This is a genomic window from Microbacterium sp. NPDC055455 (genome assembly GCF_053619935.1).
In genome coordinates, this window is sequence record NZ_JBSHLB010000003.1 from 431,031 (window position 1) to 453,121 (window position 22,091).

The window sequence follows — 22,091 nt, forward strand, 5'->3', positions numbered from 1 at the left end:
CTCAGTCCGCGATGGCCACCTGATTGCCGCCGCTGTTCTTCGCGGCGTACATCGCCTGGTCCGCACGCCGGATGAGGCGGTCGACGTTCAGCAGGCCGTCGCCCACACGGGCGGTCGCGACGCCGATACTCGCGGCGATCGGCAGCGACGCGGGCAGGAACGTGTACTCCTCCCCCACGGCGGCGCGCACCCTCTCGGCGATCTCGACGGCGGCTGCGGCATCCGCCCCGCACACGACCACGAACTCGTCGCCCCCGTAGCGGGCCACGACGTCGCCCTCGCGGAGGTTCTCCTGCAGCCGGCGCGCGACCTCGCGGAGCACCTCGTCGCCACGGTCGTGGCCGAGGGTGTCGTTGACCTCCTTGAAGCCGTCCAGGTCGATGAAGATCACCGACGCGGGCGTGTGGTCGCCGAGCGACGGCAGATCCTCGAGGCTGCGCCGGTTGGGGAGGTCGGTGATGTCGTCGTGCATCGCCGCGTGCTGCAGGCGGCGCTCCAGCCTCAGCGTCGCGAGCTTCTGCGCGGCCTGGCCCGCGAGGGCCTCCGCGAGAGGGGATGCCTCGTCGTCGAACACGCGCGGATGCCGGAAGAAACACGCGAAGAGGCCGAGCGAGACGTCCTCGAGGTGCAGCGGCGCGACGATCGCCGCCTGCACGCCGGCCGTGCGCATCGCCTCCGCGAGGGAAGGGGAAAGGCGCTCGGCGTCGGCCTCACCGCTGATCTTCACGACCTCGCGCATCTGCCGCACGCGTGCCGAGATCGTGAACTCGGGGATCGTGTGCTCGAACGGATTCGTGCCGGCCGTCCGCCGCAGCACCCCGCTCTCGGAGAACAGCATGACGGCGGACTCCTCGGCGCGGTACGCCTGCGACGCCGTGTCGGCGAGGACCCGGCTGAGACGCTCCTCCGTCGTCGCGGCGGCGAAGGCGATGGACGCGTCCATGATCAGCTGCAGTCGGCTCTGCGTCCGGTCGGCGAGGCCGTGCATGTTCCGCAGACGCGTGCCGGAGGCGTACCGGTCGGCGGCATCCATCACCGTCAGCACCGTGCCGTCGCGATCCTCAGCCCGCGCGACGAGGACCGCGCGCTCCGGATGCTCGGGGCACGACATCATCCTGGAGGAGCGGCCGGCGCCCTCGAGGAAATCGGGGACCGGGACCAGGATCTCGCTCAGCAGCCGGCCGGTGGGCTCCTCCGCCAGCCATCGACGGAACCAGGCGTTGGCCTCCACCACGCGCTCGTCGCGGTCCACGCGGACGACGCCGACGGGCAGCGCATCGATCTCCACACCGCTCATGGGCATCCTTCCCGCGCCGGGCACGCGGCATCCGTCCGAAATGTATCGCATCGCGCGATGCCCTCGGGACGACAGGAAGGAAAACGCAGTGCACGCACCGGATGCACAGCGGTCAGTTCTCGGGCAGCGTGCACGTCGTCTGCGCTGCCGTCTGGCCGGCGATCTCCGAGGGCAGCTCCACGCGCTCCTCGGCCACCGGCGCCTCGGCTGCCGGGGTCTCGACGGCTTCACCGCCCGGTGCAGGCGTGGCGGCGGCATCCGGCTTCACGGCCTCGCCGGTGACCTCGACGCCGTAGCCCTGGCTGGCCTCGCCGGTGAGGGTGAGCGGCTGGTTCGCCCGCAGCGCCTCGAACAGCACGTCCGCGGCATCCGTCACCGGCATCACGCGACTGGCGCCGTCGCCAGACGAGTAGCGCGTCGGGTACTGCACGAACACGATGTCCTCGTAAGGCACGTCCTTCATCGCCATCGCGATCTGCACCATGAGGTTCGGATTCGTCAGCCCCGAGCTGAGCACGAGCTGCCCCTGCTGCACCTGGTTCACGGCCGTGGTCGCGAGGTTGAGGAGCGTCGCGGGATTGGCCAGCACGGCGTCGGACTGCAGCTTGCGCACCATCGACGACATGAACTGCTGCTGGTTCGAGATGCGCCCGAGGTCGGATCCGTCGCCGATGCCGTGGCGGACCCGCAGGAACTGCAGCGCCTCGACACCCACGAGCGTGTGGGTGCCGGCGGCGAGGTCGAGGCCGGTGTGGCGGTCCCGGATGTCGCCCGCGACGCAGACGTCCACGCCGCCGATCGCGTCGGACATGTTGATGACGCCGGTCCAGCGGATGGCCGCCGCGAAGTGGACCTGCTCGCCCGTGAGCGCCTCGACGGTGCGCACCGTGCAGCCCAGCCCGCCGTACATGTACGACGCGTTGATCATCTGCTGCGACATCGCCGGGTGGTCACCGCTGCCGTCCTCCTTGGCGCACGCCGGAATCGGCACCAGCATGTCGCGTGGGAACGAGACGACGGTGACGCGGCGCGGTTCGTCCGAGATGTGCACGAGCATCGTGACGTCGTTGCGCTCGCCCGGCGAGTCGTCTTCGGCGCAGCGCGGGAACAGCGCGACGTCCTGACCCTCGCACGAGTCCGAGCCCACCAGGAGCACGTTCACGCCGCCCTCGATGGCGCCGAGCGACGGCGGCAGCGGCCTCTCGTCGTCGAGCACCACCGCGTTCGCCGCGATCGCCCGCGTGGCGTCCCACACGTTGTACGCCGCGATGCCGGCCGCGCTCACACCGAAGACCGCCACCGCGACGCCGAGCATCGAGATCAGGGTGATGAGCGGATGCCTCGTCGGCAGCACTCCGTGGCGCGCGAGGGGCCCGCGACCCTCCGTCGAGGGTCGCCTGGTCGCCGGCATCAGCCCTCGGCCCTGACGTTGCCGGCGGAGCAGGTCTGCTGCGCGGCGTTCTGGCCGGGGATGTTCTCGGGAAGCGCCACCGCGGTCTCGCTCGGGGCGGGGGTCGCGTTCGGATCGGCGCTGGGGGTGGGGTCGGCGGGCGCCTCAGTGGGCTGCGGGTCGGCCACGATCACTCCTCCGGTCAGATCCTGGTCGTGCGTGACCTCGATCGGCTCGTTGGCGGCCAGGGCCGCCCACATCTGCTCAGCGGCATCGTAGTCGGGAACGACGCGGTTAGGATCGGCCGGGTCCTCGAGCACCGGGTACTGCAGGAACACGATGTCCTGGAAGGGCACGTCCTTCACCGCGAGCGCGATCTGCGCGAGCGTCATCGGATTGGTCAGCCCCGCGCTCGGAGTGATGTTGTCCACCGCCGTGGTCGCCAGCTTGTACAGCGTCGCGGGGTTGGAGATGACCTCTTCGCTCACGAGCTTGCGCGCGAGGCTCGACATGTACTGCTGCTGGTTGCTGATGCGCGCCAGGTCGCTGCCGTTGGCCAGGCCGTGACGCGTGCGGAGGAACTGCAGCGCCTCGACGCCCTGGACCGTTCGAGCCCCGGCCTCCCAGTCGATGCCGGTATAGACGTCCTTGATACCGCCGTTGCCGATGCAGACCTCGACGCCCCCGATCGCGTCGGTGATGTTGATGACGTTGCCGAAGCTCACTTTGGCCGCCAGCGGCACGTTCTGTCCGCTCAGCTCCTTGATCGTCTTCGCGACGCACGAGAGCCCGCCGTCGCCCCACGCGGAGTTGATCTGGGCGTACGAGCTGCCGGCGGTGGTCGTGCCGTCCTCGCTCGTGCACGACGGGATGGGAACCATCAGGTCTCGCGGGAACGACACCACGGTCACCCGGCGCGGGTCGTCCGAGATGTGGACGAGCATGTTGACGTCGTTGAGCTGCCCCTCGGCCTCGGGCCCGGTGCAGCGGTCGCCGAAGATGTGCGCGTATTCCGGCTCGCACTCGTCGGTGCCGACGAGGAGCACGTCGACGCCGCCCTCGATGGCGCCGATGTCGGGAGGAACGGTCCCCTGGCCCTCGAGTTCGACGGCGTCGTCGGCGAAGCTGGAGGTGAGGTCCGACAGCGCGTAGGCGGCGACGCCGAACCCGGCGACGAGGGCGACCGCGGCGATGACGCCGACGAGCTTGAGCACGAACGCCAGCGGCCCGGGAGACGACAGCTCACCATGGCGCGCCACGGTGCGGCGGCCCTGGCGGGCGGGTCGACGGGTCTGGCTCACTCGGTTCCTCTCCGGGATCTGCTCTCAAGCCCCCGGCACACGCGTTCTGCGGAGGGTGTGGGATTCGAACCCACGGGACATCGCTGCCCACTGGTTTTCAAGACCAGGTCCATCGGCCGCTCGGACAACCCTCCCGAGGATCCCGGCTCGCAAGGAGCGCGGCATCCGTCGAACAGGCGTCGAGTCTAGCCGACAGCACTGTCGACCCATTCTTCCAACAGCGGCTGGCAATCCTCTGAAGGACGCGCTCGAGCGCCGTGGGTGCCCGTCAGAGCGCGCGCAGCACCGCTGCCACGCCGCCGGCCTGCACCGAGCCGGTCGTCTCCCCCGCGGCGTCCCGCACCTCCTGCGGGCCCTGCTCCATCGCCACGGCGCGGCCGCCGTGCTCCAGCGCCCATCGGAACATGCCGACGTCGTTGCGGCCGTCGCCGATCACGAGGACGTTCTCGGCCTCGATCCCCAGCTCGGCCCGCACGCGTTCCAGCCCCGTGCTCTTGTCGACGCCCTGCGGGGCGATATCGAGCCACGCCGTCCAGCCCACCGCGTACGAGACCTCGTGGAGCCCGATGTCGCGCACCAGCTCGAGGTAGTCCTGCTCGTCCTGCTCCGGCGAGACCACCACGACACGGCAGACGCGCTGGCGCCCCAGCTCCTCGAAGGGCACGCGGCGGGCATGGACGAGGTTCCAGTCCTCGAGGTACTCGGTGTACAGGCGCACGCCGTCGGGCAGCTCCACGAGGTATCGCGCCTGCGGGAGATGCTCGCGCAGCAGCGTCAGCACCTCGCTCGGGTCGAACGTCTCGACGTGCCACCGCTCGTAGATCAGCTCCTCGGCGTCGACGCGCTTGAGCACGACGGCGCCGTTGGAGCACACGACGTACTCGGGAGCGAGCTCGAGCACGCGCAGGATGCCGCGGGTGCCCTCCCAGCTGCGACCGGTCGCGATCATCACCTCGTGGCCCGCGTCCTGCGCGTGGGCGACCGCCTCGACGACGCCGGGGCTGAGCGACTCGTCCTCGAGCAGCACCGTGCCGTCGATGTCGAGCACGATGAGCATGCGGGCCACGGACACGCCGGGCGCCTCGGTCTCGCGCGCCAGCTCGTCGACCAGCTCGGCCGCGTCCTCCTGCGGCTCGACGTCGATCCGGCCGGTGTCGGGCAGGGCCTCCTCGACGGCGGGGTCGGTGTCGATGTCGTCGGCGGTGCGGGCCAGGTCGCCGATGCCGTCGTGGGCCTGGTTCACCCGACCGGCTCCATCACCTCGAGCCCGCCGAGCAGGGGCCGCAGCACCTCCGGCACGGCGACCGACCCGTCCTCGCGCTGGTGGGTCTCGAGAAGGGCGACGATCCACCGGGTGGTGGCGAGCGTGCCGTTGAGCGTCGCGACCGGCTGCGTCCTGCCGCCCTCCGGGCGGTGGCGGATGTCGAGGCGGCGCGCCTGGTACGTCGTGCAGTTCGAGGTCGACGTGAGCTCGCGATACGCCTGCTGGGTCGGCACCCACGCCTCGATGTCGTACTTGCGGGCTGCGCTCGAGCCGAGGTCGCCCGCGGCGACGTCGATCACGCGGTACGACAGGCCCAGATCCTGGAGCATCCGCTCCTGCATCTCGACCAGGCGAAGGTGCTCGGCCTCCGACTCCTCGGGCGTGGTGTAGACGAACATCTCAAGCTTGTTGAACTGGTGCACGCGGATGATCCCGCGGGTGTCCTTGCCGTACGACCCCGCCTCGCTGCGGTAGCAGGTCGACCACCCGGCGTAGCGCTTGGCGCCCCGGGTCAGGTCGAGGATCTCGCCCATGTGATACCCGGCGAGCGGCACCTCGCTGGTGCCGACGAGGTACAGATCGTCGTCCTCGAGGTGGTAGACCTCGGCGGAGTGCTTGCCGAGGAAGCCGGTGCCCTGCATCACCTGGGGACGCACCAGCGTCGGCGGGATCATCGGCGTGAACCCGGCCTGCAGCGCCCGGTCGAGCGCGAGGTTCATCAGGGCGAGCTCGAGGCGGGCGCCGATGCCGGTGAGGAAGTAGAAGCGGCTGCCCGACACCTTCGTGCCGCGCTCCATGTCGATCGCGCCGAGCCGCTCGCCGAGCTCGAGGTGGTCGCGCGGCTCGAACGCGAAGGCCGGGACCTCGCCGTGCGTGCGCAGGGTGACGAAGTCGTCCTCACCGCCGGCGGGCACGCCGTCGATCACGATGTTCTCGATCGCTGCGAAGGCCGCGGCGGATGCCTCCTCCGCGGCGGCGACCGCGTGCTGGGCCCGCTTCACGCGCTCGCTGAGGTCTTTGGCCTCGGCGACGAGGGCCGCCTTCTCCTCTCTCGGAGCCTGCGCGACCTTCTTTCCGTGTGCGTTCTGCGCGGCGCGGAGCTCTTCGAAGGCGGTGATCGCGGCACGGCGTGCGCGGTCGGCCTCCAGTGCGGCGTCGACGGTCTCGGGCGACTCGCCGCGCGCCCCCTGCGAGCGCTTGACCAGCTCGGGATTCTCGCGGAGCAGCACGGGATCGATCACCCTGCAAGCTTAGTCGGCGCCCGCGCACCGGCATCCGGCTGCCCGGTCGCGCACCGGTTTGCACCGCGCGGACCATTCCGGGACCTAATCTGTACGACATGGCAGCGGTATCCGGATCGGGCGAGGGCCCTGCGCGCGACGACGATCTGACCCCTCACCCGGCCGACGCCGTCTACGCCGACGGCCCCTCGACCGAGGAGCTCGATCTCGCCGATGTGGCAGCCGACGGGACGGATGCCGCTGCGGCCGACGCCTCGGCCACGGCCGACGCGGGCGAGGAGAATGCGCCCGACCCGGCTCGGGCGGCCGAGCCCGACGATGTGATTCACGAGCCGCAGGACGTCGAGCCCGACACCGCCGATGGCGAGCCCGGCGAGGCGCGGCGCGTGGGCCCGGAGGGCGAGCCACGCCCGATGGAGGAGGGCGCCGAGCGTCCGTCCCCGAAGGCGGCCCTGGTCTACAACCCGACGAAGGTCGACGCCGACGCCCTGCGTCAGACGGTGACGCGGCTTGCCGCGGAGGCCGGCTGGTCGGAGCCCCTCTTCTACGAGACGACGGTCGATGACCTCGGCGACGACGTGACGCGCCAGGCGCTCGATGAGGGCGTCGACGCCGTGCTGGTGGCCGGCGGCGACGGCACCGTGCGCGCCGTGTCCGAGGCCATGAGCGGGAGCGGCGTGCCGCTGTCCATCGTCCCCAGCGGCACCGGCAACCTGCTCGCCCGCAACCTCAGGCTGCCGCTGGCCGAGCCCGAGGCGATGGTGCGCGCGGTCTTCGACGGCGACACGATGCCGATGGACGTCGGGTGGAGCGAGCTCGCCCGGCCCGACGGCACGACGGCCGAGCACGCGTTCGTGGTGATGGGCGGCATCGGCCTCGACGCCGCGATGATCGCCAACACCAACCCGCAGCTGAAGAAGACCGTCGGATGGGTCGCGTACGTCGACGGCGCGGCACGGGCACTCCCCAGCGCCAAGCCGTTCCGCGTCGTCTACGAGCTGCCCGGACACCGCCTGCACTCGTCCCGGGTGCAGAGCGTGCTGTTCGCCAACTGCGGCAAGCTACCGGCGGGACTCGAGCTCATCCCCGAGGCATCCGTCGCCGACGGCGCTCTGGACATCGTCATCTTCCAGCCGAAGGGGCCGTTCGGCTGGCTGTTCGTATGGCGCCGGGTGGCGTGGGACAACAGCTTCCTGCGACGCTTCCGCACCGGGCGCCGCGTGCTGTCGCTGCGCACCAAGGACAACTCGGTGCTGTACTCGCGCGGCGCGGGCATCGAACTCGCGACGCGGGAAGCGCAGCCGGTGCAGCTGGACGGCGACGAGTTCGGCGAAGCCCTCTCGGTGAAGACCCGCGTGGAGCCGGCGGCGCTCCTGGTCGTGGTGCCCAAGGGCCACTCCACCGACGACCTCTGAGCCTCCGCGTGAGCGCGGACCGGCGCGAGGCGATCTTGTCAAGACCGCCTCGCCGGCTCCCGCGCGGGGCAGGATGACTCCCATGCCCGGACCCTCGATCGTGTGGTTCCGCGACGACCTGCGCCTCGCCGACAATCCGGCGCTGCGCGCGGCGCTCGACCGCGACGAGCCCGTCATCGGCCTCTACGTGCTCGACGACGAGAGCCCCGGCGTGCGCCCGCTCGGCGGCGCCGCCCGGTGGTGGCTGCACCACTCCCTCGCCTCGCTCGGCGAGCGCCTGCGGGAGCGGGGCGGGACACTGGTGCTGCGGCGCGGTCCGGCCGACCGCGTGGTGCGCGAGACGGTGACGGATGCCGCGGCCGGTGCCGTCTTCTGGAACCGGCGCTACGGCGGACCGGAGCGCGACATCGACGCGGGGCTCAAGGCCGCCCTCCGCGACGACGGCGTCGACGTCGCATCGTTCGCCGCGTCGCTGCTGTTCGAACCGTGGACGGTGAAGACCGGGGCCGGTACGCCGTTCTCGGTGTACTCGCCGTTCTGGCGCGCGTGCCAGGCCCTGCCGTCACCACGGGACCCCCTCCCCGAGCCGCGCGAGGTGCCGGGGCCGCGCCGGGCCGCGGCATCCGACGCCCTCGACGACTGGTCGCTGCTGCCCACCGCGCCCGACTGGGCGGCCGGGCTGCGCGACACGTGGGAGCCCGGCGAGCCCGCCGCGCGCCGGCGGCTGCGCGAGTTCCTGCGCGACGACCTGGCGAGCTACGACCGCGCCCGCGACGAGCCCGCTGCCGGTGCGACGTCGCTGCTGTCACCCCGGCTGCGATGGGGCGAGGTCAGCCCGCACACGGTGTGGCACGAGACTGTCGCGGCCGGGAACGGCGGGCGGTTCCTGTCGGAGCTCGGCTGGCGGGAGTTCGCCTGGCACATCCTGTACCACCACCCCGACCTCGCGACGAGGAACCTGCGCCCCGAGTTCGACGCGTTCCCGTGGCCGCGCCTGAAGCCCAGCGCCCTGGAGGCCTGGCAGCACGGCCGCACCGGCGTCGCCCTCGTCGACGCGGGCATGAAGGAGCTCTGGCGCACGGGCTACATGCACAACCGCGTGCGGATGGTCGCGGCATCCTTCCTCATCAAGAACCTGCTCATCGACTGGCGGCGCGGCGAGGAGTGGTTCTGGGACACGCTCGTCGACGCCGACGGCGCCAACAACGCGTTCAACTGGCAGTGGGTCGCGGGGTCGGGCGCCGACGCGGCGCCGTACTTCCGCATCTTCAACCCCGAGCTGCAGGCGAAGAAGTTCGACCCCGACGGGCTCTACGTGCGCGAGTGGGCGCCGGAGCACCTCTCGGGCGACGCGCCCGCGCCGATCGTCGACCTCGGCGAGACGCGGCGGGCGGCGCTGGACGCGTACGAGCACGTCAAGCGCGCCGCCCGCCGCTGAACTCGGGCGGGGCTTCGGCGGGTGGGTGCCGTGGCGGGTGGGCTGCCGGGGCTACCAGGCGTAGGCCTCCGGCGCCTGTCCACCCGGGCCGGGGAACAGCTCGTCGAGCGCCTGCAGGTCGTCCTCGCTCAGCCGGATCTCCAGCGCCGAGACGGCCGACTCCAGCTGCTCCACGGTGCGCGGGCCGATGATCGGCCCGGTGACGCCCGGCTGGTGCAGCAGCCACGCGAGACCCAGCGCCGAGGGCGTCCAGCCGCGCTCCTGAGCGAAGCGCTCGTAGGCGTCGAGCTGGTCGCGGCGCTCCTCGCGCTGCGAGGTGATGCGCTCCCCGGCCGAGCGCGCCTTCGCGTCGGTGGACCCGCCGCTGAGCAGCCCGCCGGCAAGCGGCGACCAGGGCAGGATGCCGAGCCCGTAGTTCTGCGCCGCCGGGATGACCTCGAGCTCGATCGAGCGCTGCACGAGGTTGTACAGCGACTGCTCGCTCACCAGGCCGAGGAAGTGGCGCTGCTTGGCGATCTCGTTCGCCTGGGCGATGTTCCACGCCGCGAAGTTGGAGCTGCCGGTGTAGACGACCTCGCCGCGGGCGACGAGGACCTCCATCGACTGCCACAGCTCCTCCCAGGAGATGTGGCGGTCGATGTGGTGGAACTGGTAGAGGTCGATCCGGTCGGTCTGCAGGCGCCGCAGCGAGCCGACGGCCTCGCGCCGCACCTGCCACGCGGACGCGCCGCGGGCGTTCACGACGTCGCCGTCGGGCGTCGGGTCGACCATCGGCGAGTGCACCTTGGTCGCCAGCACGATGTCGTCGCGCACGCCACGGCGGGCCTGCAGCCACCGCCCGATGATCTCCTCCGTCCGCCCGCGGCCGCCGGCCCCGCCGTAGCCGTTCGCGGTGTCGAAGAAGTTCACGCCGAGCTCCAGTGCGCGGTCCATGATCGCGAACGAGTCCTCTTCCGAGGTGCGGTCGCCGAAGTTCATCGTTCCCAGCACGATCCGCGAGACGGAGGTGCCTGTTCGTCCGAGGTGCACGTAGTCCATTCGGACATCGTCACACGGCCGGGCGGCGTCCGGGCCGGTTTGCGGAAACGTTTCCCGGTTACTTTCCGGGTCGTCGGCGGAATGGGCGGAGGCTCCCCGCGGTTGCGGGCCGACATGACAACGATCGGAATCATCGGTGCAGGACACATCGGCAGCGCGCTCGCCCGCGCCTTCTCCGGACTGGGCTACGACGTCGTGATCTCGAACTCGCGGGGCCCCGAGACCCTCACCGGCCTCGTGGCCGAGCTGGGTCCGAAGGTCACCGCCGCGACCGCGGAGGAGGCGGCCGCCGCCGCCGACATCGCCGTCGTCACGGTGCCGCTGAAGGCGCTGAAGGACGTGCCGGTCGAGCCCCTGGCCGGCAAGATCGTGCTCGACACCAACAACTACTACTTCGAGCGCGACGGGCACGTCGACGCCCTGGACCGCGGCGAGACCACCACGTCGCAGCTGCTTCAGGACCACCTCCCCACGTCGAAGGTCGTCAAGGCCTTCAACCACCTCTACGCCTCCGACATCAACGCCGACGGTCTGCCGGCGGGCGACCCGGACCGGCGCGCGCTCGGCACCGCGAGCGACGTCCCCGAGGCCGTCGAGTTCGTCACCGGCGTCTACGACGCGCTCGGGTTCGACACCGTGAGCGCCGGCCCGCTGAGCGAGTCCTGGCGCCTGGAGCGCGATCGCCCGGCCTACGTCGCCCGGCAGACGGCGGCCGAGCTGCGCGCGAACCTCGCCAAGGCGAACCGGCTGCCCTGACCCGCCACCGCGCGGCGCGCGGGCGCCGCTGCGGATCCGGCGCGCGTCCGGCGCGGCTACGGCACGGCTCCGGCGCGGGCGCGGCTCCGGAAATCGGACTTCTCGCCGGTTTCCGGAGTCCTCGGGCCCTACGGCTCCGGAATGCGGGCGATTCTCCGATTTCCGGATCCGCGGGAGGGCGACCCGCGGGGAGCGGAACGCCTGGGACCGGAGACACGGCCGCGCCGCGGAAGCCCGAGGGCTCCCGCGGCGCGGCGTGCGGATCGCGTTACTGCGCGACCGGGATCGACTGGGCCTCGAGCGTCGAGATCGTCGACTCCTGCGCGGATTCGAGCGCCTCGAGCAGCGTGCCCTGACCGGTGACCGCCTTCTGGAAGCCGTCCGAGACGTCGGCGTACGTCTGCGTCATGGTCGGGCCCCACACGAAGTCGGGGTTGACCTGCTCCGCGGCCGCGGCGAACACGTCGTAGATCTTCTGGCCGCCGTAGAACTCCACGCCCTCCTGAAGCGACGGCAGCTGCAGGCCGGCCGTCGTGGCGGGGTAGATGTTCGCGGACTGGTTGAGTGCGGTCAGCGCCTCATCGGAGGTGTTGAGCCAGAGGGCGAACTTGGCCGCCTCGTAGAGGTGGTCTGTGCCCTTGAAGACGGCGATCGAGGAGCCGCCCCAGTTGCCGGCGCTCTCGCCGCCGGCCTCCCACTGCGGGGACGGGGCGACGGCCCAGTTGCCGGCGGTGTCGGGTGCACCGGACGAGATGGAGTTCGCGCCCCACACGGCAGAGTTCCACGTCCAGACCTCGCCGGAGTTGTACGCGTTGTTCCATTCCTCCGTCCATGCCGGGTACGTGGCCACGAGGTCCTCGTCGAGGAGCTGCTGCCAGTAGTCGGCCACGGTGGTGGACTGGTCGCCGGTCAGATCGACGGTCCACTCCTCGCCGTCGTTGGAGAACCAGTCGCCGTTCGCCTGCCAGACGAAGCCCGCGAACTGGTTGATGTCGGCGGTCGAGAAGTTGGTGATGTAGCCGCCCGCGGCGCGCACCGCCTTCGCTGCCTCCTTGTACTCCTCCCACGTCGTCGGCACGGCGATGCCGTTCGCCTCGAAGAGGTCGGCTCGGTAGAAGAGCGCCATGGGACCGGAGTCCTGCGGAACGCCGTAGACGCCGTCGCCGCCGAGCGTCACCTGGCCCCACGTCCACGGGATGAACTCGCTCTCGGCCGCCACGACGTCCTCGCACGCCGACAGATCCTCGAGCCCGTCCTGCACGCGGAAGCTCGACAGCGCGTCGTACTCGATCTGGCCGAGGTCGGGCGCGTTGCCGGCCTCCAGCTGGCTGAAGAAGCTCTGGTAGGTGCCGGAGTTGCCGTTGGGTCCGGTCTGGACCTCGACCTGGATGTCGGGGTTCTCCTCGTTCCACAGCGCGACGACGTCTTCGATGCCGGGGATCCATGACGTGAACTCCAGCGTGACGTCCTCGCCTGCGGGGGTGCAGGCTGCGGCCTCCGCGTCACCGCCTCCGGTGCTCGCGGAGGTGCATCCGGCCAGCGCCAGCGCGCTGAGCAGTGCGACGCCGGTGGCGACTGCCCTCTTGGTGTGCTGCATGATCTTCCTTACTTGGTGGGTGGTGCGGGATTACAGGGATGCCGGTGGGCGGCGCCCTCCGGCGGGCTCACTTCACGGACCCGGTGCCGAGTCCGTTGCGCCAGAAGCGCTGAAGGAGGAGGAATGCGATGATGAGCGGCACGATCGACAGGAACGAGCCGACCAGGACGTAGGTGCGCAGCTCGGGGATCTGGTTGAGCTGGGTGTTCCACGTGTAGAGGCCGTAGGTGACCGGGAAGAGCTCCTCGCTGCGCAGCATGATCAGCGGCAGGAAGAAGTTGTTCCAGATGGCCACGAACTGGAAGAGGAAGACCGTGATGAGCGCGGGCATCATCAGGCGCATCGACACGGTGAAGAACGTGCGCACCTCCCCCGCTCCGTCGATCCGGCCTGCTTCGACGAGCTCGTCGGGAACGGATGCCGCGGCGTAGATGCGGCTCAGATACACGCCGAACGGGCTGACGATGCTGGGCAGCAGCACCGCCCAGAAGGTGTTCGTCAGGTTCACCTGGCTGAACAGCAGGAAGAGGGGCAGAGCGAGTGCCGTCGCGGGGACGAGCACGCCGCCCAGCACGACGTTGAAGTAGACCTCGCGGCCGCGGAAGCGGTACTTGGCCAGCGCGTAGCCGCACATGCCGGCGAACACGGTCGCCAGCAGCGCGCCGAGCCCCGCGTAGCCGAGGCTGTTGAGGATCCACCGCAGGTAGATGCCGTCGCCGAAGGACAGGAGATCCCCGATGTTCGCGAAGAGGTTGAGATCGGCGAACCACAGCGGGTTCGTGCTCAGAAGGTCGCTGCGATCCTTGGTCGACGCGATGAACAGCCACCAGATCGGCATCAGGAAGTAGAGCGTGAACACGCCCATGACCAGCAGCGCCGCACCGCGCGAGAGGATGCTCTCCCGGGGCCCGCGCGAGGGGGCGAGGTCATCGGCGGTCGCGCCGCGCGTACGTGTCAGCAGGCTCATTGCTCGGCCTTCCGCTGGGTGAACTTGAGGAACGCGAACGACAGCACGAACGTCGCGAGAGCGAGGACCACCGAGAACGCGGCGGCCAGATAGGGGTTCGGGATCGAGTTCGTCGCGTAGATGGTCATGTTCGGGGTGTACGTGGACGAGACCGCGGCGCTGAACGACCGGAACACCTGCGGCTCGGCCAGCAGCTGCAGCGTTCCGATGATCGAGAAGACGGTCGTAAGGATGAGCGCGGGGGCCACCATCGGAATCTTGATCGACCACGCGATGCGGATCTGCCCCGCACCGTCCAGCCGTGCCGCCTCGTACACCTCGGACGGGATCGCCAGGAGCGCCGAATAGATGATCAGCATGTTGTAGCCGACGAAGACCCACGTCACGACGTTCGCGATCGACCAGAGCACGAGCTCCGGCGAGAGGAAGTCGATCGTCCGGGTCACGTCCGTGAACGGCGACAGGTTCGGCGAGTAGAGGAAGCCCCACATGATCGCGGCGATGACGCCCGGCACGGCGTAGGGGGCGAAGAACGCCAGCCGGAAGAACCTCTTGCCCTTGAGAGCCGGGGAGTCCAGGAGCAGTGCGAAGAGCAGGGCGAGCCCGAGCATCACCGGCACCTGCACGACACCGAACAGCAGCACGCGCCAAACGGATTCCCAGAACGGGGCGTTCTGGAACACCTGGACGTACTGGGTCAGGCCGCCGAAGACCTCTCGCGGTTCGCCGTAGAGGCCGTCGCGCTCGACGACGAGCAGCGACTGGTAGACGGCGTAGCCGATGGGGATCAGGTAGAACAGCAGGAACAGGATGCTGAACGGACCGGTGAAGATCGCGATCGCGCCCTTGTGCGGCGTCCTGCGACGCGGCGGCTTCCCCTCGCGCGGAGTCTTCCCGCCCCGCGTGACGAGGACCTCTGTGGCGGTCATGCGGCCGCCTCCTCTCTGATGATGCGCACGGCGCCGCCGGGCACGCTGACGCATCCGGCAGCCGGCATCCCGGTGACGAGCTCGAATCCGGTCGCGGTGAGCTCCGCGTCGGACTCCGAGTGGTTGACGATGAACAGGTACGAGGCATCCGCTCCCCGCCGGCGCACGATCTCCACGGCGCCCTCGGGTCCGCGCACTTCTGCCGCCGGACGCACGCCCGCCCGTTCGGCGATGCGGGCGAGCAGTGACCGGTAGTCCGCGGGATCGGGCAGCGTGGCGAGATACCACGCCTCTCCGCCGCCCCACGTGTTGCGGGTGACGGCGGGATGGCCGGCTGCCGGCCCGTCGACGAAGGATGCCTCGATCTCGGCCGTGGTGGTGCGCGAGCGCTCCGACCACAGGCGGGCGGTGGCACCGTCCGAGAGGGCGAGCGACGCATCGGGTGCCACCGGCGCGAACTCCTCGATGCGGATGCCGAGCGCGTCCCGGAAGGGCCCGGTGTAGCCGCCCGTCCAGACGCGGTCCTTCTCGTCGACCGTGCCGCTGTAGAAGGTGACGAGAGCGGTGCCGCCCGCGGCGATCCAGTCGGTGATGACCGCCGCCTCGCCGGCGCGTACGAGGTGCAGCCCGGGGACCACCACGAGCCCGTAGGCCGAGAGGTCGGCGCCCGGTGGCACGACATCGACCGTGAGACCGAGCGCGTGGAGCGCTCCGTAGGCGGCGTGGACCTGGTCGAGGTAGCCGAGCGCCTGACTGGGGCGGGACTCGGTCTGGGTCGCCCACCACGATTCCCACGAGAAGACCAGCGCGACGTCTGCTTCGACGCGACTGCCGGCCACCTCCCCGATGCGATCGACGATCCCGCCGAGCTCCACCACCTCGCGCCAGACGGCGCTGTCCGTGCCGGCGTGCGGGAGCATCGCCGAGTGGAACTTCTCGCTGCCCTGGACGGAGGCGCGCCACTGGAAGAAGCACACGCCGTCCGCGCCCCGCGCCACATGGGTCAGCGAGTTGCGCAGGATCTCGCCCGGAGCCTTGGGCTTGTTCAACGGCTGCCAGTTCACGGCGCCCGTCGAGTGCTCCATGAGGATCCAGGGGGCGCCCCGGCCGAGACCGCGTGAGAGGTCGGCCGCGAACGCGAGCTCCACGGTCGGGGTCGCGAGTCGGTGGTCGAGGTAGTGGTCGTTGGCGATGACGTCCATGTCGGCGGCCCACGACCAGTAGTCGAGGTTCTCGATGTGCGCCGTGACCATGAAGTTCGTCGTGATGGGCACGTCGCTCACCGCCCGGATCGCGTCGGCCTCGGCGCGGTAGTACGAGAGCAGTTCGTCGGAGCTGAAGCGGTGGAAGTCGAGGAACTGCCCGGGGTTGCGTGTCGAGATCGTGGCGCGGGGCGGGAGGATCTCGTCCCAATCGCCGTAGGTCTGGCTCCAGAAGGCGGTCCCCCACGCATCGTTGAGCGCGTCGAGCGTCGTGTACTTGCGACGCAGCCAGCCGCGGAACGCGGCGGCGCTGTCGTCGCAGTAGCACAGCGCGTTGTGGCAGCCGAGTTCATTGGAGACGTGCCAGAGCTCGACGGCGGGGTGGCTGCCGTAGCGACCGGCCACGGCATCGACGAGGCGGAGCGCGGCGGCACGGAAGACGGGCGAGCTGGGGCACCACGCCTGACGCCCGCCCGGATACCGGCGGGTGCCGTCCTCTGCCATCGGGAGGATCTCGGGGTGCGACCGCGCCAGCCACGCCGGCGGTGAGGCGGTCCCCGTGCCGAGGTTGACGCGGATCCCCGCCGCATGGAGCCTGCTGATGATGTCGTCGAGGCGTGCGAAGTCGAACTCGCCCTCCCGCGGCTCGACGTGCGACCAGCCGAAGATGTTGATGGCCACGAGATCGACGCCGGCCTCACGCATGAGGGTGATGTCTTCGTCCCATACCTCGGGGGTCCACTGTTCGGGGTTGTAATCGCAGCCGAACGCGATGCCCTCATGGGCGAAGGGGCGGGCGGGGACCTTCATGCTCTCCTCGGATCTGTGAACGTGCACAGATCCGAGCGAGATTCCTCTGCGCTGAGGTTCTGTGAACGTGTACAGAGTATGCAGGCCCGCGTGTCTTGTCAATCGGGTCCTGCAAGTGTGTGCGCGTGCACATACGATGTTCGCGTGGAGACCACGGGACGCAAGCGTCGGGCGACGGTGAAAGACGTCGCGATCGAGGCCGGGGTGTCGCGAGGCACGGTCAGCCGCGTGCTCAACGGGCAGCCCTACGTCTCGGACGAGGCCCGCACGGCCATCGACGCCGCCATCGCGAAGGTCGGCTTCGTTCCCAACCGCGCGGCGCGCAGCCTCGTGATGCAGAGTTCGCAGGCGATCGGGCTGATCGTCCACGAGCCGCATTCGCTCTTCGTCGAAGATCCGAACATCGGGTCGATCCTGCTCGGCGCGAACGCCGCCCTCTCGGATGCCGACTACCAGCTGTCGTTCATGATCGCCGACACCACCCGCGACATCGAGCGCCTCGCCCGCTACCTGAGCGGCGGACTGATCGACGGCGTGATCATCGTCTCGGCCCGCGTCGGAGACCCCATCACGCGCGCGATCGCCGACCTCGGACTTCCCGCCGCTTTCGTGGGTCACCCGCGGGACATCGGGGATGCCGCCTACGTGGCCATCGACAACCGCGGCGCCGCGCGCGAGATCACCAGCCGCCTGGCCGCGACCGGGCGGCACCGCATCGGCATGATCGCCGCAGCCCTCGACCGGGACTCGGGCTCCGATCGACTTGCGGGCTTCGTCGACGCCCTCGGCCATCGGTTCGACCCTCAGCTCGTGCAGAGCGTTCCGCTGTACTCGTACTCCGACGGCCAGGCGGGCATGCGGGCGCTCCTGGACCGCGTGCCCGACATCGACGGCGTCTTCGCGTCCAGCGACGCGGTGGCCGCCGGGGCGATGGACGTCCTCCAGTCCGCGGGCAAAGTCGTGCCCCGCGACGTGGGCATCGTCGGGTTCGACGACAGCTCCTGGGCTCTGCGCTGCGACCCGCCCCTGTCGACGGTCCACCAGCCGGCGAACGAACTCGGGCGGGCCGCCGCGGAGTCCGTGCTGCGCCAGCTGCGCGGCGAGGATCCCGGCACAGGGGGCAGCGTCCTGGCGTGCCCCGTCGTGTGGCGCGAGTCCGCCTGACCCGGATTGCGCCAGCCGGCTCGCTGCTCCGGAAATCGGACTTCTGGCCGCTTTCCGGAGCCCTGGGACCCCGAGGCTCCGGAAAGGCGCGGAATGCCCGAATTCCGGATCCGCGAAACCCCGGGCCGGAGGCCTGCGGCCTCGAACGCGGCACGCGCGGAATGCGACGGCCGGGGCGGAGGTTGGCTACAGCGATGAGCACCGCCACCTCCGCCCCGGCCCTGTCCGTCCTCGACCTCGTCCCGGTGCGCACCGGGCAGACCAGCGCACAGGCGGTCGCGGCATCCCTCGCCCTCGTCGACGCCGCCGACCGGCTCGGATACCGCCGCTACTGGTTCGCCGAGCACCACAACATGCCGGCGGTGGCTTCGACGACGCCTCCGGTGCTGGCCGCCGCAGCGGCGGCGCGCACGTCGCACATCCGGCTGGGGTCCGGCGGCGTCATGCTCCCCAACCACTCCCCCCTCGTGGTGGCCGAGCAGTTCGCGGCGCTCGAGGCGCTGGCTCCGGGTCGCATCGACCTGGGTCTCGGCCGCGCGCCGGGCTCCGATCCCGTCATCAGCCAGCTGCTCCGCCAGAGCGGCACCACGAGCGACGTCGAGCGCTTCCCCGACCTCGTGCGCGACATCCTGCGCCTCGTCGCGCCCGACGGCGCCGCCCTGCGGTTCACCTCGGGCGGCACGTACGACGTGCACGCGACGCCCGCAGCCACGACGACGCCCGAGGTGTGGCTGCTGGGCTCGAGCGACTACTCGGCGCAGCTGGCCGCGGCGCTGGGTCTGCCCTACGTGTTCGCCAACCACTTCTCGGGCGAGGGCCTCGAGCGCGCCCTCGACCGGTACCGGTCGGCGTTCGTGCCCTCCGAGACCCTCGCCGCTCCACGCACCTTCCTCACCGCGAATGTGCTCGTGGCACCCACGCAGGGCGAGGCCGATGAGCGCGCGCTCCCGAACCTCCGCATGACGGCACGGCTGCGCACGAACCGTCCCTTGGTCGCCCTCGAGACGGTGGAGCACTCGATCGCGAACGCCGCCGAGTTCGCCGGCCTGGGTGAGACGTTCATGGCGTCGGCGCGCGCGAAGTGGTTCGTGGGGACGCCGTCGGCGGTGGCATCCGATCTCCGCTCCTTCGCCGCACAGCACGGCGTCGACGAGATCATGATCTCGCCCATCGCAGGGTCGTACGAGGAAGAGCCGATGGATGCCGCGCCCGGCCGCCTGCAGACCCTCGAGCTGCTCGCCGCCGAGTACGACCTGGGGTGACCCGGCCGAGCCGGTCTCAGTCCTGCGTCTCCGGCTCTCCGGAGATGAGGCCGCGCAGCCAGTCCCGCGCCTCGACGAACACGTCGTCGGCGTAGCGCTCGGGGTAGTGCACGACGGCGCGGTCCGCGCGCGGGTACGAGCCGAGGAACGTGACCCTCGGGCTGAAGCGGCGCAGCCCGAGGAGCGCGTCGGCCATGCGCTCGTCCTCGAGGTGGCCGTCGGCGTCGACGACGAAGCGGTACCGGCCGAGCTCGTCGCCGATCGGACGCGAGGCGAGCAGCGAGAGGTTGATGCCGCGGGTCGCGAACTGCTCGAGCATCTCCAGCAGCGCGCCGGGATGGTCGTCGGGCAGCTCGACGATCAGCGACGTCTTGTCTGCACCGGTGGGGGGCGGCGGGACGACCGTCCGGCTCACCAGGACGAAGCGCGTGACCGCGTTGGCGTTGTCGCCGATGTTCGAGGCGAGCAGTTCGAGCTCGTGGTGCTCGAGGATCCCCGGAGGCGCGATCGCGGCATCCGCGTCGCTCGACCCGTCGAGCAGCCCCATGGCGCTGGCGACGTTGCTCGCGGCCGGGACGTGCGCATGGGCCGGCAGCGCCCGCGAGAGCCACTGTAGGCACTGGGCGTATGCGACCGGGTGCGCGGCGATGAGCGAGACGTCGTCGAGCCGGGTGCCGGGGCGGCCCACGAGCACGAACTCGACGGGAACCAGGTACTCCCCGACGATCCGCAGGCCCGGCACCGTCGCCAGCGCGTCCTGCGCGGTCGAGACGCCGCCGTCGACGGAGTTCTCGATCGCGATCATGGCCGCGTCGGACCGGCCGTCGACCACGTCGGCCAGGGCCTCGCCCACGTTGCGCACCGGCCGCCACTCGTGTCCGCGAGCCTCGGGCACCTGCGCGAGCGCCGCCTCGGTGAACGTGCCGGCGGGACCCAGATAGCTGTAGGTGCGGCGGGCGGGAGCGGATGCCCCGGGGGCGGCGGCCTCGGAAGTCACGCGTGCCAGCCTATCCCGGTGCGCGCGACCAGCTGTCGGCCGCCGGCGGCGTACCGTTCGCAGGACCGGAGCCGTTCGGATCGGCCGTCGGCCGCGGAAATCCGCGGCCTGGGAGCCGCGCCCCGAGGACCGGTCCTGCGTACGGTACGCGTCATACCGGGTCAAGCCTGTGCAGCGGGACCGGCGGGCGGGCAGACTGGGACGCATGAGTCGAGCAGGACAGCCCGCTGAAGCTTCCGACCTCATCGACATCGATGAGCTGATCGCCGCGTACTACGACGTCGTACCCGATCCCGCCGCTCCCGAGCAGCGCGTCGTGTTCGGAACGAGCGGGCACCGCGGCTCCTCCCTGTCGGGAAGCTTCAACGAGACCCACATCCTCGCCACGACCCAGGCGATCGTGGACTACCGCCGGGCGCAGGGCATCGAGGGGCCGCTCTTCCTCGGCCGCGACACCCACGGTCTCTCCCTGCCCGCCGAGCGGAGCGCGATCGAGGTGCTCGTGGCGAACGGCATCGACGTCCGCGTCGACGCCCGCGACTCGTGGGTGCCCACGCCGGCACTCAGTCACGCCATCCTGACCTACAACCGCGGGCGGGATGCCGCCGACCCGGGCCGCGCGGACGGCATCGTCGTGACGCCCAGCCACAACCCGCCGCGCGACGGCGGCTTCAAGTACAACCCGCCGAACGGCGGACCGGCCGACACGGACGCCACCGGCTGGATCGCGGACCGCGCGAACGAGCTCATCGCGGCCCGCCTCGAGGGCGTCGAGCGCACGCCGTTCAAGGACCTCGACGGCGACACGCTCGGCCAGTACGACTTCCGTGACGCCTACGTCCGCGACCTCGCGACCATCATCGACGTCGACGCGATCCGCTCGGCCGGCGTGCGCATCGGCGCCGACCCGCTGGGCGGCGCGTCGGTCGAGTACTGGGCGCTCATCGCCGAGGTGCACGGCCTCGACCTGACCGTCGTGAACCCCGACGTCGACCCGACGTGGAAGTTCATGACCCTCGACTGGGACGAGAAGATCCGCATGGATCCGTCGTCGCCGTCGGCCATGGCCGGGCTCATCGGCCGCCGCCACGAGTACGACATCCTCACCGGCAACGACGCCGACGCCGACCGGCACGGCATCGTCACCCCCGACGCCGGGCTGATGAACCCCAACCACTACCTGGCCGTCGCGATCGACTATCTCTACTCGCATCGTCCGGAATGGCCGACGGATGCCGCGATCGGCAAGACCCTCGTCAGCTCGATGATCATCGACCGCGTGGCCGGGTCGCTGGGCCGCGCCCTGCTCGAGGTGCCGGTCGGGTTCAAGTGGTTCGTCCCCGGGCTCCTGGACGGCTCCGTCGCCTTCGGAGGCGAGGAGTCGGCGGGCGCGTCCTTCCTCCGCAAGGACGGCACCGTCTGGACGACCGACAAGGACGGCATCCTGCTCTGCCTCCTCGCCGCCGAGATCCTGGCGGTGACGGGCAAGACCCCTTCGCAGCGCTACGCGGAGCTCGAGGCCGAGTTCGGTGCGTCGGCGTATCAGCGCGTCGACGCCCCGGCCTCCGCCGCGCAGAAGGCGGCGCTGGCGAAGCTGGCGCCCGAGTCGGTGTCGGCGACCGAGCTCGCCGGCGAGCCGATCACCGCCAAGCTCTCGCACGCGCCGGGCAACGGCGCCGCGATCGGCGGGCTCAAGGTGCAGACCGAGCACGCGTGGTTCGCCGCGCGGCCGTCGGGCACCGAGGACGTGTACAAGCTCTACGCCGAGTCGCTGCGCGGTCCCGAGCACCTGGCGCAGGTGCAGGCCGAGGCGCGCGAGGTGGTAGCCGCTGCCATCGCCGGCGCCTGACGCCGGCCGCTCCCCGGGCGGCACGTCGCCGGCGCCTGACGCCGGGCTCCCCGGACCGAACGACGCCGGGCAGCCCCCGCGGCGAGCCCCCACGACGCCGGGCCGAGGATGATCAGGGACAAGCCCAAGAGAAAGAGAATAACCAACAAGATCAAGGCGGCTTGCCTCATGAAG

17 protein-coding genes and 1 tRNA gene are annotated in these 22,091 nt (G+C 70.9%); 6 read left to right on the forward strand and 12 right to left on the reverse strand.

Going from position 1 to position 22,091, the window contains the following annotated elements; translation table 11 throughout:
- Position 1 precedes the first annotated feature (1 nt).
- The 6 genes from ACWGUG_RS11825 to serS all read right to left on the reverse strand — a co-directional run bounded on the left by ACWGUG_RS11825 (position 2) and on the right by serS (position 6,493).
- A complete protein-coding gene (locus ACWGUG_RS11825) occupies positions 2-1,297 on the reverse strand; it encodes a diguanylate cyclase (RefSeq protein ID WP_452324766.1) in 1,296 nt (431 codons plus the stop codon).
- 112 nt (positions 1,298-1,409) lie between these two features.
- Positions 1,410-2,708 (reverse strand): LCP family protein, encoded by a 1,299-nt coding sequence (locus ACWGUG_RS11830; protein WP_452324767.1) that lies wholly within the window; start codon positions 2,706-2,708, stop codon positions 1,410-1,412.
- The gene (locus ACWGUG_RS11835; protein ID WP_336394594.1) at positions 2,708-3,988 is read right to left on the reverse strand and encodes an LCP family protein; all 1,281 of its coding nucleotides are present in this window, start codon (positions 3,986-3,988) and stop codon (positions 2,708-2,710) included. Before ACWGUG_RS11835 ends, ACWGUG_RS11830 begins: the two co-directional genes overlap by 1 nt.
- 49 nt (positions 3,989-4,037) lie before the next feature.
- Positions 4,038-4,122: transfer RNA gene (locus ACWGUG_RS11840), tRNA-Ser, on the reverse strand.
- 134 nt (positions 4,123-4,256) lie between these two features.
- Positions 4,257-5,231, reverse strand: coding sequence for an HAD family hydrolase (locus ACWGUG_RS11845; protein WP_336394593.1), 975 nt, complete (start codon positions 5,229-5,231; stop codon positions 4,257-4,259).
- Complete coding sequence (serS, locus tag ACWGUG_RS11850) at positions 5,228-6,493, reverse strand: serine--tRNA ligase (protein ID WP_452324768.1); 1,266 nt, start codon at positions 6,491-6,493, stop codon at positions 5,228-5,230. Before serS ends, ACWGUG_RS11845 begins: the two co-directional genes overlap by 4 nt.
- A 98-nt stretch (positions 6,494-6,591) precedes the next feature.
- Here serS and ACWGUG_RS11855 point away from each other — a divergent pair, with 98 nt between their 5' ends.
- Both ACWGUG_RS11855 and ACWGUG_RS11860 read left to right on the forward strand, forming a co-directional pair.
- A complete protein-coding gene (locus ACWGUG_RS11855; RefSeq protein ID WP_452324769.1) occupies positions 6,592-7,908 on the forward strand; it encodes a diacylglycerol/lipid kinase family protein in 1,317 nt (438 codons plus the stop codon).
- An 82-nt stretch (positions 7,909-7,990) separates the two neighbouring features.
- Positions 7,991-9,346: a cryptochrome/photolyase family protein gene (locus ACWGUG_RS11860; protein WP_452324770.1), complete on the forward strand. Its 1,356-nt coding sequence runs from the start codon at positions 7,991-7,993 to the stop codon at positions 9,344-9,346.
- 51 nt (positions 9,347-9,397) lie between these two features.
- On the opposite strand, the gene ACWGUG_RS11865 is transcribed toward ACWGUG_RS11860, so the two are convergent.
- Positions 9,398-10,384: an aldo/keto reductase gene (locus tag ACWGUG_RS11865; RefSeq protein ID WP_336394589.1), complete on the reverse strand. Its 987-nt coding sequence runs from the start codon at positions 10,382-10,384 to the stop codon at positions 9,398-9,400.
- A gap of 114 nt (positions 10,385-10,498) precedes the next feature.
- Between ACWGUG_RS11865 and ACWGUG_RS11870 the strand changes: the two genes are divergently transcribed.
- Entirely contained in the window at positions 10,499-11,140 is a 642-nt protein-coding gene (locus tag ACWGUG_RS11870) for an NADPH-dependent F420 reductase (RefSeq protein WP_452324771.1), read from the forward strand.
- 268 nt (positions 11,141-11,408) lie between these two features.
- On the opposite strand, the gene ACWGUG_RS11875 is transcribed toward ACWGUG_RS11870, so the two are convergent.
- The 4 genes from ACWGUG_RS11875 to ACWGUG_RS11890 all read right to left on the reverse strand — a co-directional run bounded on the left by ACWGUG_RS11875 (position 11,409) and on the right by ACWGUG_RS11890 (position 16,645).
- The gene (locus ACWGUG_RS11875; protein WP_336394587.1) at positions 11,409-12,737 is read right to left on the reverse strand and encodes an ABC transporter substrate-binding protein; all 1,329 of its coding nucleotides are present in this window, start codon (positions 12,735-12,737) and stop codon (positions 11,409-11,411) included.
- A gap of 67 nt (positions 12,738-12,804) precedes the next feature.
- On the reverse strand, positions 12,805-13,704 hold the full coding sequence (locus ACWGUG_RS11880) for a carbohydrate ABC transporter permease (RefSeq protein WP_452324772.1): 900 nt from the start codon (positions 13,702-13,704) through the stop codon (positions 12,805-12,807).
- The gene (locus tag ACWGUG_RS11885) at positions 13,701-14,633 is read right to left on the reverse strand and encodes a carbohydrate ABC transporter permease (RefSeq protein WP_336394585.1); all 933 of its coding nucleotides are present in this window, start codon (positions 14,631-14,633) and stop codon (positions 13,701-13,703) included. Before ACWGUG_RS11885 ends, ACWGUG_RS11880 begins: the two co-directional genes overlap by 4 nt.
- Entirely contained in the window at positions 14,630-16,645 is a 2,016-nt protein-coding gene (locus tag ACWGUG_RS11890; protein ID WP_336394584.1) for a beta-galactosidase, read from the reverse strand. Before ACWGUG_RS11890 ends, ACWGUG_RS11885 begins: the two co-directional genes overlap by 4 nt.
- A 144-nt stretch (positions 16,646-16,789) precedes the next feature.
- On the opposite strand from ACWGUG_RS11890, the gene ACWGUG_RS11895 reads away from it, so the two are divergent.
- Together ACWGUG_RS11895 and ACWGUG_RS11900 are read left to right on the forward strand one after the other, a co-directional pair.
- A complete protein-coding gene (locus tag ACWGUG_RS11895; RefSeq protein ID WP_336394583.1) occupies positions 16,790-17,809 on the forward strand; it encodes a LacI family DNA-binding transcriptional regulator in 1,020 nt (339 codons plus the stop codon).
- 194 nt (positions 17,810-18,003) lie between these two features.
- Positions 18,004-19,071 carry an LLM class flavin-dependent oxidoreductase gene (locus tag ACWGUG_RS11900; RefSeq protein WP_452324773.1) on the forward strand — a complete coding sequence of 356 codons (1,068 nt, stop codon included), beginning with the start codon at positions 18,004-18,006 and terminating at the stop codon, positions 19,069-19,071.
- Between the two features lie 16 nt (positions 19,072-19,087).
- Here ACWGUG_RS11900 and pheA read toward each other — a convergent pair whose 3' ends face one another.
- On the reverse strand, positions 19,088-20,068 hold the full coding sequence (gene pheA / locus ACWGUG_RS11905; RefSeq protein WP_452324774.1) for a prephenate dehydratase: 981 nt from the start codon (positions 20,066-20,068) through the stop codon (positions 19,088-19,090).
- Between the two features lie 205 nt (positions 20,069-20,273).
- Here pheA and pgm point away from each other — a divergent pair, with 205 nt between their 5' ends.
- Positions 20,274-21,917: a phosphoglucomutase (alpha-D-glucose-1,6-bisphosphate-dependent) gene (gene pgm, locus ACWGUG_RS11910; RefSeq protein ID WP_336394580.1), complete on the forward strand. Its 1,644-nt coding sequence runs from the start codon at positions 20,274-20,276 to the stop codon at positions 21,915-21,917.
- Positions 21,918-22,091 lie beyond the last annotated feature (174 nt).

What these genes read in the sequence shown, in the direction of transcription:
- ACWGUG_RS11860 (WP_452324770.1), top strand. Translation starts at nt 7,991, where the DNA reads ATGCCCGGACCCTCGATCGTGTGGTTCCGCGACGACCTGCGCCTCGCC.
- ACWGUG_RS11885 (WP_336394585.1), bottom strand. Translation starts at nt 14,633, where the DNA reads ATGACCGCCACAGAGGTCCTCGTCACGCGGGGCGGGAAGACTCCGCGC.
- ACWGUG_RS11890 (WP_336394584.1), bottom strand. Translation starts at nt 16,645, where the DNA reads ATGAAGGTCCCCGCCCGCCCCTTCGCCCATGAGGGCATCGCGTTCGGC.
- ACWGUG_RS11855 (WP_452324769.1), top strand. Translation starts at nt 6,592, where the DNA reads ATGGCAGCGGTATCCGGATCGGGCGAGGGCCCTGCGCGCGACGACGAT.
- ACWGUG_RS11880 (WP_452324772.1), bottom strand. Translation starts at nt 13,704, where the DNA reads ATGAGCCTGCTGACACGTACGCGCGGCGCGACCGCCGATGACCTCGCC.
- ACWGUG_RS11875 (WP_336394587.1), bottom strand. Translation starts at nt 12,737, where the DNA reads ATGCAGCACACCAAGAGGGCAGTCGCCACCGGCGTCGCACTGCTCAGC.
- ACWGUG_RS11830 (WP_452324767.1), bottom strand. Translation starts at nt 2,708, where the DNA reads ATGCCGGCGACCAGGCGACCCTCGACGGAGGGTCGCGGGCCCCTCGCG.
- ACWGUG_RS11865 (WP_336394589.1), bottom strand. Translation starts at nt 10,384, where the DNA reads ATGGACTACGTGCACCTCGGACGAACAGGCACCTCCGTCTCGCGGATC.
- ACWGUG_RS11870 (WP_452324771.1), top strand. Translation starts at nt 10,499, where the DNA reads ATGACAACGATCGGAATCATCGGTGCAGGACACATCGGCAGCGCGCTC.
- ACWGUG_RS11825 (WP_452324766.1), bottom strand. Translation starts at nt 1,297, where the DNA reads ATGAGCGGTGTGGAGATCGATGCGCTGCCCGTCGGCGTCGTCCGCGTG.
- pgm (WP_336394580.1), top strand. Translation starts at nt 20,274, where the DNA reads ATGAGTCGAGCAGGACAGCCCGCTGAAGCTTCCGACCTCATCGACATC.
- ACWGUG_RS11900 (WP_452324773.1), top strand. Translation starts at nt 18,004, where the DNA reads ATGAGCACCGCCACCTCCGCCCCGGCCCTGTCCGTCCTCGACCTCGTC.